Consider the following 13,694-nt stretch of genomic DNA (forward strand, 5'->3'; position numbering starts at 1 on the left):
TTTCAAGGCTTATTTCAGCCTTAATCTTTTCAGATTCTAGTGAAATAAAAGTTAACCTTTCCTGCAGCTTGATGTTTTCCTGTTGAAGATTAAATGTTTCTTGAGTATTATTTATTTTTTGAGTTGAAAGCCTGCTAATAAAATAAAAGTAAGCCGAGGCAATTCCTGCTATTAATCCTGTTATTAAAAAAATAAATTCCATGTAAATAAATTATTCCTGTAAAATTAAGAATAATTTATTTACAGTTGCTATTTACTTACAATCCCTGTATTGATGGAATATATAGAGAAAATATAGGAGAAAAAAGATTTAAAAATGTGTATCAGGATTAAAAATAATTGACAATCCCAAAATGAATTTTTCCTGTTCGAAGTTGAAAATTCTGATTAAATTGTTTTCCAAGTGCATAGTTAAGGGAGAAAATTCCTGCTTTTGTTTCAAAACTCATTCCAGCTCCGAATCCCCAGGGAGTATCAGTAACAAATTTGTTCATTGTATTATTTTCATACCAGGCACCGTTCCAAAAAACATGGGCGTAGGAGTTTTGTTCAAGCAAATAACGCGCTTCTACTGTAAACATGGAAAAAGAAGATGCCAAAATAGATTCCTCATCAAAGCCCCTGAGTGTTTTTAATCCGCCTATTCTGTATAATTCATTTTCGAATGCTGAAGGGCTAATTAGGTAAGATGAAGAATTACTTAATTTTAATGTGCTTCTTTTTGAAAGTGGTATAAAATAATCAATTGCAAGATTAAGATCATATTGAACCGTTTTTAATGCCAGGTTTTCATAAAGCTCTTCTTTGATTTTTGGATTTTTCAAAATCTTCCTGTTTCCCGCAGCTCCATTTAGTATAAATCGATGGCCCTTCCTTGGGTTCAGCCTATAGTCAAGGTGTTCATTTTTATATCCAATGCCATACAATATGGTTTTTACATCTGCATATTGGGGGAGTTGAGAAAGAAATTCCAAACCATAATCTGATAAGATGATTGAATTTTTTGTATTCATAAAAACTTTAAAATAATTGCCTCCACTCAAAATATATTGAATCCCTATAATTGAGTTAACATTTAAAAAGGTAGTATCCTTTTTATATAGATCAAGTTTTGCATCAATTCCAAAGGGAGTTGAAAAAACAAAGGGATAGGTAAACTGAGCTTTTAAATCTTGTGTTTCATCCTGAAGTTTTCGCCAGTTCAAATCAATTAATTCACCACTTCCAAATGAATTTAGTAACTTTAGTTGTAAATCACCTGTAAGTAATATCTTGCCCGGAATATCATTGTTGGGTAATACACCCAATACACCATCAAACTGACTTGCCTGGTTATGATCAAGAAAAAAAACAAGTTTTGATACAGATTCTGAAAAACTTATTTCAAAGCTCCTGGTTTCCTTTAAAAATGGTAGCTCTTTTATTCTGGCTGTTAATTTTTTTACCTTTGATTCATCATAAAGGTCGCCAGGTTTAATTCCAATGTAATTATAGAAATAAACAGGATTTATTTTTGCATTGCCTCTAATAACAATACTATCGATTCGTATTTCCTTGTTTTTTTGCAAATTTAATGATGCCTCAATTGTATTTGAGGATGAAAATTTCAAAGAATCCAGCTTAAAAGATGCAAAAGGAAAACCATTGTTTTCAGACCATTCTAAAAGTTTGCGTGATAGATTTTCCACCTCATTGAAATGCAATTGTTTGTTAAAATATACCTTCTCTCTAAATCCTGCGATGCTCAACATACCTTCATTAACATTTCCAGGAGATAATCTTGCCCATTTGTATGTAGGGCCAGCAGTTATATAACAGGTTGAATAAAGACTGTCATGAACCAGACTATCTATTGTGGCCGCTAAATATCCTTTTTCATAAAAAGCCAAAAGCAGGTTTTGAATTTTTTTGTTCCTTTCTGCTCCACTAGAGATTTTATGCTTTGCGTTAATTAATTTTCGCAAAGATTTTTCATTTAATATGGAATCGGATAATTCAATTTTTAAATCAAAAGCATGTTGTGCAGTTGCGGAGCTAAAAAGCGCGCAAAAAAACAATGTCAGATAGAATGCTTTGAACAAAATTAATTTTATAAAAAGTTTATTGTGCTTTATTCGTATTTAAGCTCCAGTCAATTTCTTTTAAACCCAATTTTTTTAGAATTTCATTTGTTTTAGAAAAATGACCACATCCAAAAAAACCTCTATATGCTGAAAGTGGTGAAGGATGAGTTGCTTTCAAAACAAAATGTTTGCTGGTATCAATTAATTTTTGCTTGCTTTGTGCATAAGTTCCCCAAAGCAAAAATACTACTCCCGTCCTTTTCTCTGAAATAATTCGGATTACAGCATCCGTAAATGTTTCCCAACCCTTTTTTTGATGAGAACCGGCATTGTGAGCCTTTACAGTTAAAGTAGCATTTAACAATAGAACTCCTTGTTCTGCCCAAGGGGTGAGATCTCCCTTTGAAGGAACTGATAATCCAAGGTCATTTTTAATTTCTTTGAAAATATTTACAAGAGAAGGGGGAAGTTTTATCCCCTCAAATACAGAAAAGCTTAATCCGTGCGCCTGGCCCGGACCATGATAAGGATCCTGTCCAATAATTACCACTTTTGTTTTATCAAAAGGAGTTTTGTTAAATGCTGAAAAGATTTGATTAAATGGAGGGTAAACAGAATGTTCCTTGCTTTCTTCCTCAACAAACTGCATTAAATCCCTAAAATATAAACAATCAAATTCTTCTTTTAGCACTTTTTGCCATCCCGGTTCAATTTCTTTTTTTGTGAATTTAAAATTTTGCACCTCTATGTTTATTACTTAATCAATAAATAAGCTAATAATAACTATTGTTTCTGTTTCTATGCAATGCAATGGAAAATAACAAAAAGGAAGTAATTTTCAATTTGGACTTTTTGTAATTATTACTAACGTTCAAAATTCAAAAATCGTTTATTTTCAATGAAAGTAAAAATAGTATATTTTAGACTTGTGTGAGATGCTTTTATTTAGAAAGAGAACTAGAATTCGAACTCTTAGTAAATTTAAATGCTTATTTGAAATCAATCCTTTTTAAGTAATTCGTAAGGATTATTCTTTATCATCCAAATTACGAATAAGGCCGATTCCGGCAATGAAAAAGATAAATCCTATTATTCCATAGGTAATGAGGGCCCTGGTGTTTACTGTGTCATTGGAAATATTTACAAAAAGTATGGCTCCATAAATAAGACCAATTACACCCAAGAGAGTAAGCAGGGCTCCAAATATTTTTTTTAAGTTCATAATTCTGTCTTTTATCTTAAATGCAAAAATTAATTCATTTCTTTTTCAAAGGTACGCTATTTCTTTTGGTGTTTCTTGTGGTGTTTTTACTTTTGTATTTAGAACTATTAGTGAGAAATGATTGTTTTACATTTGGGTGTTTTGATTCTGACTCCTTTTTTTATTAATTTTTGATAATTTTAAAAGAAAAAGGATTATTTTCTTTTATCTTCAGGAGTAATTCATGGATATCCTTTCAAATACTCGATGCTACTTACAATATTTTCTTATTTTTGGGCATTAACCTTAAATCATAAAAGATATAAATATGAAGTTAAAGAATTATATAGAAGGACAATGGGTTGAGGGTGAAGGAGATGGTACGGCATTGTTTAATGCGGTATCTGGAGAGCATATAAAAACCGCATCCACACAAGGTGTTGATTTTAAAAGTATGTTGGAATATGCAAGAAAAACAGGATCTCCTGCTCTAAGAAAAATGACCTTTCATGAAAGGGCCCTTATGTTAAAAGCACTAGCCCTTCATTTAACTGCAAAAAAGGAAATGTTTTATGCTTTGTCAGCGGCAACTGGAGCTACCCGTGTAGATAGCTGGATCGATATAGAGGGAGGCATAGGTAATTTATTTGTTTATGCAAGTAAAGGGCGAAGGGAATTACCCAATGAAACATTTTATGTAGACGGCAAACCGGAAGTTATTTCAAAAGGAGGCACATTTATAGGACATCATATTTGCGTTCCAATGGAGGGTGTAGCTATACATATTAATGCATTTAACTTTCCTTGTTGGGGAATGTTGGAAAAAATAGCAGTTAATTTTCTAGCCGGAATGCCGGCAATAGTAAAACCTGCAACAGTAACATCTTTTCTTACCGAACTAATGGCAAAGGAAATCATTGATTCTGGAATTTTACCTCCGGGTGCATTACAGGTAATTTGTGGGAGTGCAGGCAACATGCTTGACTATGTTACAGAGCAGGATGTAGTAACCTTTACTGGTTCTGCAACTACTGGGAAAATGCTAAAACAATCCAAAGCAATTATAGAAAATTCGGTAAGATTTAACATGGAAGCTGATTCGTTGAATTGCTCTATTTTAGGTCCGGATGCAACACCGGAAACAGAAGAATTTAAACTTTTCATAAAAGAGGTGGCAAGGGAAATGACAGTAAAGGCAGGCCAAAAATGTACTGCTATTCGAAGGGCTATTGTCCCTGAAAAACTGGTTGATGATGTAATTAAAGCTATTTCGGAAAGATTAAAAGGAACCACATTAGGCAATCCCGCTATGGAAGGGGTTAAAATGGGACCATTGGCTGGAAAGGACCAAGTGAGGGATGTTAGAGAAAAAGTGTTAGAACTTATGCAAGTATGTGAAGTAGCACATGGTAATTACGATAGTTTTGAAGTAATGGGAGCCGATAAGGACAAAGGAGCTTTTATGCCATCCATGCTGCTTTATTGTAAAGAGCCCTTTAAACATATTCAGCCTCATAGTGTAGAAGCTTTTGGGCCAGTAAGTACAGTAATGCCATATAAAACAACAGAAGAGGCAACTGAATTGGCCAAAATGGGAAGAGGAAGTCTTGTTTGCTCAGTTTTCACCTCTGATGATGACTTTTCCCGTGATATAGTTCTTGGAGCTGCCAGTATGCATGGAAGGATAATGATAGTAAATGCCTCCTGTGCGAAAGAATCAACAGGTCATGGTTCTCCTATGCCCCATCTTGTTCATGGTGGGCCCGGAAGGGCAGGAGGTGGTGAAGAAATGGGTGGTATAAGGGGTGTTTTTCATTATATGCAACGCACTGCAATTCAGGGTTCACCAACTACCTTAACCAAAATAACAAATGTTTATCAACCCGGGGCTGAACAAAAAGAAGATATAATCCATCCCTTTAGAAAATATTTTGATGATTTAGAGATAGGTGAAACTTTGGTTACCCATAAAAGAACGGTTACAGAAACTGATATTGTGAATTTTGCCAATATTAGCGGAGATAATTTCTATGCCCATATGGATGTTACATCCCTACAGGGTTCTATTTTTGAATCCAGAGTAGCTCACGGTTATTTCATTATTTCAGCAGCTGCAGGTTTATTTGTTGATCCAAAAAAGGGGCCAGTCCTGGCAAATTACGGTTTGGATGAATTGCGATTTATTAAACCTGTATATGTTGGTGCAACAATAGGAGTTCGTTTAACTTGTAAAGAAAAGATATCAAAGGAAAAGAGGGAGGATGAATTGGCTCAAGGAGTGGTAAAATGGCAGGTAGATGTATATGATGAAACTGGAGAAACTGTGGCGCTTGCAACTATTTTAACTCTTGTACAACGCAAAGAATAATTTTTAGTCATTACATTCGTTATATTATTAATATAAACTCAAATACAAATAAAACACCTGTTCCCATTGCTGTTTTTTGATTTTTTGATAGAAAATGCAGTCGCTCAGGGAAAAAATAATTTTTTTATTACAATATTTTAAAAATAATTATGTTATGTTTGTAGAAATAAATTTTTAATTGCAATTATTATGAAAAATGGAACTGTAAAGTTTTTTAATGAAACCAAAGGATTTGGTTTTATCAAGTTAAATGGTTCTGACCAAGAATTTTTTGTTCATGTGTCAGGATTGAAAGATGAAATTCGTGAAAATGACGAAGTTGTTTTCGAAGTTCAAGAAGGTAAAAAAGGTTTAAATGCTGTTAACGTAAGATTGGCATAAATAATTTCCTGGTAATTTACCAAAAACCCTGTAAGGCTCATTGAGAATTACAGGGTTTTTAATTTTAATCTTTCTTTCTGCCCCATTTAGCTTAAATTTAATAATTAACAGTCTAATTTATAGTATAAATTAAATTTATTAACGTAAGTTTGTTTAAAACCACCTACCATCATGTATGATATTTTAAAGAAGTTTGAAGATAAATATGTTAACCTGAAGAAAAAAGGAATGCAGGTTGAGGGGTTATTGTTAATTGATCCAAAGCGTAAGAAGCACGTAATAAGCATTAGTAGGCCATTTGTTTTTGACAATAGAAATTTGCCAAAAAGATACGAAACGCTCGAAATTAAAAGCAAAATTCAAGGGGAACTTCCTCAGGAATTTAAAATAAACCGTGAAAATCCAGATTGGCAAAAAACAGAATTTATATGGGCCCCAGAAAGATTTGAACATTTCGTTGACAGATGTTCAACTGAAATACGTAAAAAACTTGACCAGCCAGAAATGAGTCGTAATGAAATGCTTGATGCGCTATGTTTCGGAAATTTTCAGGAACATAAAGCAAAGTGCGAGGCGATGGTTAAGGAAGGAAAAATTCCAGCATTTAAAAACAATGCGAAAGAAAAATTAGAACTAGTTAATTAATGGTTATTGTTTAGGTTTAGGTTAAAAAGGGCGGAATTTATTCCGCCCTTTTTTTTGATTTAATCAGAAAACTCCTATTTGTATTGTTAGTCCTTTTTACAAAGCAATTCAAAAACATTTTAGTTTTAATTGTTTTTGCCCAAAATGCCTAATTTGTTTGAATTTTGCTTATTTAAAGCCTTAGTTTTATTATTATTGTACCTTAATTTAAAACGATTAAAAATATGGAAGATATAGGAAAAGTTGAAGTTAAGTTAGAAGAAGGAATTGGTACAATTTCCTTTTTTCATCCTCAGAGTAATTCTCTTCCTGGTACTCTTTTAAAAGCAATTGCCCATGAAATAACCGCACTTGGCAACAATTCAGATACAAAAGTTATTATATTAAAGAGTGAGGGGGAAAAAACTTTTTGTGCAGGAGCATCATTTGATGAATTAATTGGGATTGATAGTTTAGAAAAAGGCAAAGAGTTTTTCTCGGGTTTTGCTGGAATAATCAATGCAATGCGCAAGGCTCCGCAATTTATTATAGCTCGAGTTCAAGGAAAGGCTGTTGGAGGTGGAGTTGGAATTGCTAGTGCTGCAGATTATGCATTTGCCACAGAGCAAGCTTCAGTTAAATTAAGTGAGCTTGCAGTAGGAATTGGACCATTTGTGGTTGGGCCTGCTGTTGCCCGTAAAATAGGTACAGCAGCATTTCAGGCGCTTTCTATTAATGCAACAAAATGGCAGTCAGCTCAGTGGGCAAAGGAAAATGGACTTTATTCCGAGGTGTTTTCGGATACATATAAAATGGATAATGCAATTGATGAACTGGCACAAATACTTTCAAAAAGTAACCCTGAAGCCATGTCTATGTTGAAAAAAGTGTTTTGGGAAGGCACAGAAAACTGGGATGAACTATTAATTGATAGAGCAGAAATAAGTGGGAAATTAGTTCTTTCAGATTTTACTGTAAATGCCATAAATAAATTTAAGACGGTAAAGTGATATTCTAATTGTTGATAAAAAGAATTACTTCTTAAAAACTATTGTAGCTGTTTGACTAATCATATATTCAGAAAAAAAAGTATACTATTAAAACCATTCCCAAATTAGTTGAAAATGCAGGAAATAGAAAAGAAAACGATAGGAACTCAAATAGAAAAGGATGTTTTGCGCAGGGCTTTTGAGTTAATGTGTACAGCAAAGGCAATGACTGAACTGTATGAAGAAAATTCAAAGGTAACGGCTAAATACGTACATGCTACTTCAAGGGGACATGAGGCTATTCAAATTGCCTTGGGATTGCAGCTAAAAGCTCAGGATTACGTTTTTCCGTACTATAGAGATGATTCTATTCTGCTTAGTATTGGTATTGAACCTTTTGAATTAATGTTGCAGTTGTTGGCTAAAAGAGATGATCCTTTTTCTGGAGGCAGAACCTATTACAGTCATCCAAGCTTAAGAAGGGAGAATATGTCTAAAATTCCTCATCAATCTTCTGCTACAGGTATGCAGGCAATTCCTGCCACAGGAGTTGCAATGGGAATGCAATACCTGGAAAACCAAAAATTGTCTATTGATTATCATGGGGAAAACCCCGTTTCAGTATGTTCTTTGGGCGATGCGTCTGTTACCGAAGGTGAAGTTGCAGAAGCTTTTCAAATGGCAGTATTGAAAAAATTACCAATTCTTTACCTTGTGCAGGATAACGAGTGGGATATTTCTGCTCATGCAAGAGAAATACGCGCTCAGGATGCAAGTGAATATGCAAAAGGTTTTAAAGGGATGGAAGTAAGAAGCATTGATGGCACTGATTTTAATAAATGCTATGAAACAATCAAAGATGTATTAAGCATCATTCGTAAAGAAAGAAGACCTGTTCTGATTCATGCCAAAGTACCTTTATTAAACCATCATACTTCGGGTGTTAGAAAAGAATGGTACAGGGACGATCTGGAAGAGCAAGCAAAAAGGGACCCTTTTCCAAAACTCGTAAACCGTTTAATAGTTAGTGGTTTTGATGCCAAAGAACTATCTTCTATTGAAAATGCTGCAAAAGAAAAAGTAAACGGAGATTATCAGAAAGCATTAAAGGCTGAAGACCCTCGTCCTGAAGACTTATTCGACCATGATTTTGCCCCAACGCCAGTCACTGAAGAAAAAGGAAATAGGTGTCCCGCTGGAAAAGAGCCGACTGTAATGGTGGACTGTGCTTTATTTGCTGTTCAGGAATTAATGACAAAACATAAAGAATGCCTTCTGTATGGACAGGATGTTGGAGCCAGGTTGGGGGGGGTATTTCGTGAAGCAGCTACACTTGCTCAAAAATTTGGTAATGACCGTGTTTTTAATACCCCAATTCAAGAGGCCTTTATAGTAGGTAGCACAGTTGGAATGTCTGCTGTTGGTTTAAAACCTATTGTTGAAGTTCAGTTTGCAGATTATATTTGGCCTGGTTTAAATCAACTCTTTACAGAAGTTAGTCGTTCCTGTTACCTGACCAATGGCAAATGGCCTGTAAGCTGTATTATTCGAGTTCCAATTGGTGCCTATGGAAGCGGTGGTCCCTATCATTCATCTAGCGTGGAATCTGTTCTAGCAAATATCAGAGGTATTAAAATTGCCTACCCTTCAACGGGTGCTGATTTAAAAGGTTTAATGAAATCAGCTTATTATGATCCTAATCCGGTTGTAATGTTAGAACATAAAGGATTGTACTGGTCTAAAATAAAAGGTACTGAGGATGCAAAAACTATTGAGCCTGACGAAGATTATATTATACCTTTTGGAAAAGCAAGAATGGTGTTAGAAACTCCTTCTCAAACTGATAAGCCAACTCTTTCCATTATTACCTATGGAATGGGTGTTTATTGGGCTAAAAATGCCGCAAAAGCTTTCCCAGGACAAATTGAAATAGTGGATCTTAGAACAATTCATCCATTGGATGAAGAAACAGTTTTTAATTCTGTTAAAAAACATAGCCGCTGTTTGGTTGTAACTGAAGAGCCAGTTAACAATTCATTTGCCCAGGCATTATCAGGAAGAATTCAGAAAAATTGTTTTAACTATTTAGATGCACCAGTGGAGATAATTGGTTCAGAAAATATGCCTGCTATTCCATTGAATTCTACTTTAGAACAAACCATGGTTCCTTCTGTTTCCAAAGTAGAGGAGGTAATTCGGAAATGCATTGCCTATTAAGGATAAATCATCAAAAAAACCATAAATAATACTTATATTTAAGTAAAGGTGTTTAGTGGTTTTTATGACAGAGGATTTTCTACATTACATTTGGCAATTCCGGAATTTTGACAATTCAGGACTAAAAGCACAAACTGGAGAATCCATAGAAATCATTAAGCCTGGAGACCACAATCTGAATGCCGGACCGGATTTTTTCAATTCAGTTCTAAAAATAGGAGAGACTTTGTGGGCTGGAAATGTCGAAATCCATATTAACTCATCCGACTGGAACAAACACAACCATTCTGAAGATAAGGCCTATAATAATGTTGTTTTACATGTAGTTTATAATGATGATTGCATTATTCAAAGGATATCCGGAGAAACAATCCCAGCTATTGAATTAAAAGGCAGGATTAATCCTGCTGTTTTTTCTTGTTACTCTGAATTATTGAAAAGTACTCAGTGGATTAGTTGCAGTAAGAATATAAATGATGTGGATGAATTCATTGTTAGTAATTGGCTAAGTAGATTATTGATAGAACGGTTAGAGAGAAAGGCAGAAACCATTATTAATTCTTTGAAACTAACAAACAATAATTGGCAAGAAACATTTTATCATCATTTAGCCCGTAATTTCGGATTCCAGCTAAATGCGGAACCTTTCGAATTAATGTCAAAATCCCTTCCCTTGTTATATCTTATTAAGCATCGGGATAATCTTGTTCAAATAGAAGCCATGATTTTTGGACAAGCAGGAATGTTAGAATCAATAATTGAAGATGAATATTCTTGTCATTTACAAAAAGAATACAATTATCTTAAATATAAGTACAGTTTAAATCCAATTGATAACCACTTATGGAAATTCCTTAGACTAAGGCCAGTAAGTTTCCCTACTATACGGCTTTCTCAATTTGCTAATCTAATATGTAAATGGGAAAATTTATTTGTGAAAATTTTGGAATGTAATAACCTTCAGCAATATTATGACCTCTTTAATGTGAGTTCCTCGGATTATTGGGATACACATTTTACATTTGGAAAACAATCAATTTTCAGTAAAAAGGCTTTAGGAAAATCTTCTGTAGAAGGAATTCTAATAAATACAGTAGTTCCTTTCTTATTTGTTTATGGAATTCAAAAACAAGAGGATAAATTTAAGGAAAAAGCTTTGGAGCTGCTCGAAACTCTCCAGGGGGAGGGGAATAGTATAATTAGAGAATGGAAAAAAACAGGAATGAAGTGTGATTCTGCTTTTCGATCTCAAGCTTTGCTTGAATTAAAACTGAATTATTGTGATTTAAAAAGATGTTTAAAATGTAGCATAGGAAATAGTATTTTAAAAAGGGGGATTTAGTTTTCCTTGCCATGGCAATATTAAATCCGGAATATTTTAGAAACAAAATAGACGAATCAAAAAAACAGTTGCCTGATGCATTAATTTAAAAACAAAGTCACTAGTTTTAAAACAATAAGAATTTTAAAAGGCATAGATTTATATTTCAGTTTCTTTTTTCTTGATGAAGTTTCTTATCTTTACATTTTGCAGATATTCAAAACAACAGTAGTTTTTTCTTAAAGAAACACCAAGGTTATTTATGATAAATAAAGTAACATCTTTTTTTGAAAAGCAGGCATTTGGTGTTTGTACATGGTGGGGCGGAAAACTGGGAATAAAAACCACTTCCATCCGCTTATTCTTTATTTATCTTTCTTTTTTTACTGCCGGATCTCCAATTATTATATACCTGGCAATGGCATTTATCCTTGAACATAAATCCTATTTTAAATTAAAATTCCGCAAGAGTAGGGCTTCAATTTGGGATTTGTAATTTATATTTGTCAATAAACCCTTAGATTTTTCACTGTAAATGGGAGTTCTCCAGAATTTTATTATTTTATTATTGACTGCTGTTGGAGTCTTGGTGATTCTCTCTCGCCTTAAAGTTCCTTCTGTAATTGGCTTTTTATTAACCGGAATATTAATTGGCACCGTGGGATCCGGTTATATTAAAGCAGGGCATGAATTGGAGGTAATGGCTGAAGTTGGTGTTATTTTGCTCATGTTTACAATAGGCCTGGAGTTTTCAATATCCAGGATGAACCAAATGAAGCGCCAGGTATTAATTTACGGTGGCATGCAGGTATTGATCACTATTTTAACAGTATGGATTATACTGTTTTTCACAGGTTTTTCTACTAAAGAATCAATTTTTGCAGCTTTTGTGATTTCACTTAGCAGTACTGCTATTGTTATGAAAATAATGCAGGATAAAGGAAAATTGCAAACACCAGATGGTCGAATAATGCTAGGTATTTTACTCTTCCAGGATTTATGCATAGTTCCCCTGATAATTTTAACCCCATTGCTTGGAACCGTTGGGGAAGTTGATGCATTAGAAGTATTACTTAAATTAGCTGGATCATTCGGTTTAATCCTGATAATTTTTTTGTCGGCAAAATATCTGCTTCCTAAGATTTTTGATTATGTGATAAACTCCCGTGTTTCTGAGATTTTTATTTTGTTAATAATTGGCCTTGCCTTTGGACTTGCTTTGTTAACGTATTCCTTAGGGTTCTCTGTTGCTCTAGGAGCATTTATAGCTGGAATGATTTTAGCCGAATCAGATTTTATCCATCAAATTGAGGCAGATATAAAACCGCTGAAAACCCTTTTTCTATCTGTGTTTTTTATTACGGTGGGCATGCTAATGGATGTTGATTATTTGATTGCTAACCCGATTAAAATTTTATTGGTTTTGGCTGGAATTCTCATATTGAAAACAATAATTATTACCTCTATTTTATTCTTTTCTAAAAACCCTATAAATATTTCTTTAAAATCAGGATTGGGGCTTTCACAAATCGGAGAATTTGCATTTATGCTTTTAAGTATAGCCCATCCACTTGATATTATCAGTGAGGATTTTTACCAGTTGTTTCTTTCGGTTTCTGTAATTTCTATGCTGATAACCCCACTTTTATTAATACTTGGAGAGAAACTCAGAACTCAGCAGGGCTTAATGAAAAAAGTGGATGAAAATTTTATTGAACAAAAGGAAGTTATAATTGCTGGTTTTGGTATAAATGGAATTAATCTTTCCAGGATTTTTAAAGCTTTAAATATTTCCTATCGAATTATTGATATGAATCCTGCTACTGTTCGAAAATTTAAAGAAGCCGGAGAACCCATTGTTTTTGGAGATATTACACAATTAGAAAATCTAAAACGAATAGGAATAGAAAAAGCAACAATGTTGGTTATTGCAATTTCCGATGCAGAGGCCACCCAAAAGGCCATAGATATTAGTAGAAAAAACAATCCGGATTTACAGATAATTGTTAGGTCTGAATTTATTTCTCAAATTGAAAATCTTTATGATTTAGGTGCAAATATGGTTATTTCACAAGACTTTGAAGCTTCCTTGCAGATTGCATCCTATGTGCTTAAATTTTTTGGAATTGCTGAACCTATTGCCAAAATAAAATCAGATCAATTAAGAAAAAGGCATTATCGTTTTTTTACTGAAGACCAAGCTGTAGAAAATCAATTAAAAATTGCCGAATTAGCGGATATAGAATTTTTTAATGAAACGTATCTGGCAATCGAAAACCCAGGTTTAATTGGCAAAAAAGTAATAAAAATCAATAGTCAGTTAATGCAGGTATTCAAAAAGGCAAGGATTATCGGCCTTATTCGTGAGGATATAATAATTACTGAATTTGGTGAGGATATTAAAGTAGAAAGATTGGATACCCTTGTTGTTTTTGGCACCCAGGATAAGTTGGATATGGCTGTAGAGTATTTAGATAATTTCACTTAGTTTATTAGGATAGTTATCAAAGTTTACCGGGGTTTTTATAAA

Annotated in this window: 11 protein-coding genes; 8 read left to right on the top strand and 3 right to left on the bottom strand. The window is 33.7% G+C overall.

Features of this window, described 5'->3' with window-relative positions; genetic code table 11:
• Positions 1 to 329 precede the first annotated feature (329 nt).
• From H0V01_12245 to H0V01_12255, 3 genes are all read right to left on the bottom strand, one after another.
• A complete protein-coding gene (locus tag H0V01_12245) occupies positions 330 to 2,081 on the bottom strand; it encodes a BamA/TamA family outer membrane protein (protein ID MBA2584144.1) in 1,752 nt (583 codons plus the stop codon).
• A 19-nt stretch (positions 2,082 to 2,100) separates the two neighbouring features.
• Complete coding sequence (gene ung, locus H0V01_12250) at positions 2,101 to 2,805, bottom strand: uracil-DNA glycosylase (GenBank protein MBA2584145.1); 705 nt, start codon at positions 2,803 to 2,805, stop codon at positions 2,101 to 2,103.
• Between the two features lie 285 nt (positions 2,806 to 3,090).
• Positions 3,091 to 3,285, bottom strand: a complete 195-nt coding sequence (locus tag H0V01_12255) for a hypothetical protein (GenBank protein MBA2584146.1) — start codon at positions 3,283 to 3,285, stop codon at positions 3,091 to 3,093.
• 307 nt (positions 3,286 to 3,592) lie between these two features.
• Between H0V01_12255 and paaZ the strand changes: the two genes are divergently transcribed.
• From paaZ to H0V01_12295, 8 genes are all read left to right on the top strand, one after another.
• Positions 3,593 to 5,632 carry a phenylacetic acid degradation bifunctional protein PaaZ gene (gene paaZ, locus H0V01_12260; GenBank protein ID MBA2584147.1) on the top strand — a complete coding sequence of 680 codons (2,040 nt, stop codon included), beginning with the start codon at positions 3,593 to 3,595 and terminating at the stop codon, positions 5,630 to 5,632.
• Between the two features lie 189 nt (positions 5,633 to 5,821).
• Complete coding sequence (locus tag H0V01_12265; protein ID MBA2584148.1) at positions 5,822 to 6,013, top strand: cold shock domain-containing protein; 192 nt, start codon at positions 5,822 to 5,824, stop codon at positions 6,011 to 6,013.
• 171 nt (positions 6,014 to 6,184) lie between these two features.
• Positions 6,185 to 6,658: a hypothetical protein gene (locus H0V01_12270; GenBank protein MBA2584149.1), complete on the top strand. Its 474-nt coding sequence runs from the start codon at positions 6,185 to 6,187 to the stop codon at positions 6,656 to 6,658.
• Positions 6,659 to 6,882: 224 nt separating this feature from the next.
• On the top strand, positions 6,883 to 7,647 hold the full coding sequence (locus tag H0V01_12275; protein MBA2584150.1) for an enoyl-CoA hydratase/isomerase family protein: 765 nt from the start codon (positions 6,883 to 6,885) through the stop codon (positions 7,645 to 7,647).
• A gap of 114 nt (positions 7,648 to 7,761) precedes the next feature.
• Positions 7,762 to 9,843 carry a tungsten formylmethanofuran dehydrogenase gene (locus tag H0V01_12280; protein MBA2584151.1) on the top strand — a complete coding sequence of 694 codons (2,082 nt, stop codon included), beginning with the start codon at positions 7,762 to 7,764 and terminating at the stop codon, positions 9,841 to 9,843.
• Positions 9,844 to 9,907: 64 nt separating this feature from the next.
• Positions 9,908 to 11,185, top strand: coding sequence for a DUF2851 family protein (locus H0V01_12285; GenBank protein ID MBA2584152.1), 1,278 nt, complete (start codon positions 9,908 to 9,910; stop codon positions 11,183 to 11,185).
• Between the two features lie 244 nt (positions 11,186 to 11,429).
• Positions 11,430 to 11,660: a PspC domain-containing protein gene (locus H0V01_12290; GenBank protein ID MBA2584153.1), complete on the top strand. Its 231-nt coding sequence runs from the start codon at positions 11,430 to 11,432 to the stop codon at positions 11,658 to 11,660.
• Between the two features lie 39 nt (positions 11,661 to 11,699).
• Positions 11,700 to 13,652, top strand: coding sequence for a cation:proton antiporter (locus H0V01_12295; protein MBA2584154.1), 1,953 nt, complete (start codon positions 11,700 to 11,702; stop codon positions 13,650 to 13,652).
• Positions 13,653 to 13,694: the final 42 nt, after the last annotated feature.

This window comes from Bacteroidota bacterium (assembly GCA_013696965.1).
Lineage (GTDB): Bacteria > Bacteroidota > Bacteroidia > JACCXN01 > JACCXN01 > JACCXN01.

Coding starts and splice junctions, on each gene's coding strand:
- H0V01_12265 (MBA2584148.1), top strand. CDS start 5,822: ATGAAAAATGGAACTGTAAAGTTTTTTAATGAAACCAAAGGATTTGGT.
- H0V01_12280 (MBA2584151.1), top strand. CDS start 7,762: ATGCAGGAAATAGAAAAGAAAACGATAGGAACTCAAATAGAAAAGGAT.
- H0V01_12295 (MBA2584154.1), top strand. CDS start 11,700: ATGGGAGTTCTCCAGAATTTTATTATTTTATTATTGACTGCTGTTGGA.
- H0V01_12270 (MBA2584149.1), top strand. CDS start 6,185: ATGTATGATATTTTAAAGAAGTTTGAAGATAAATATGTTAACCTGAAG.
- H0V01_12285 (MBA2584152.1), top strand. CDS start 9,908: ATGACAGAGGATTTTCTACATTACATTTGGCAATTCCGGAATTTTGAC.
- H0V01_12275 (MBA2584150.1), top strand. CDS start 6,883: ATGGAAGATATAGGAAAAGTTGAAGTTAAGTTAGAAGAAGGAATTGGT.
- H0V01_12255 (MBA2584146.1), bottom strand. CDS start 3,285: ATGAACTTAAAAAAAATATTTGGAGCCCTGCTTACTCTCTTGGGTGTA.
- paaZ (MBA2584147.1), top strand. CDS start 3,593: ATGAAGTTAAAGAATTATATAGAAGGACAATGGGTTGAGGGTGAAGGA.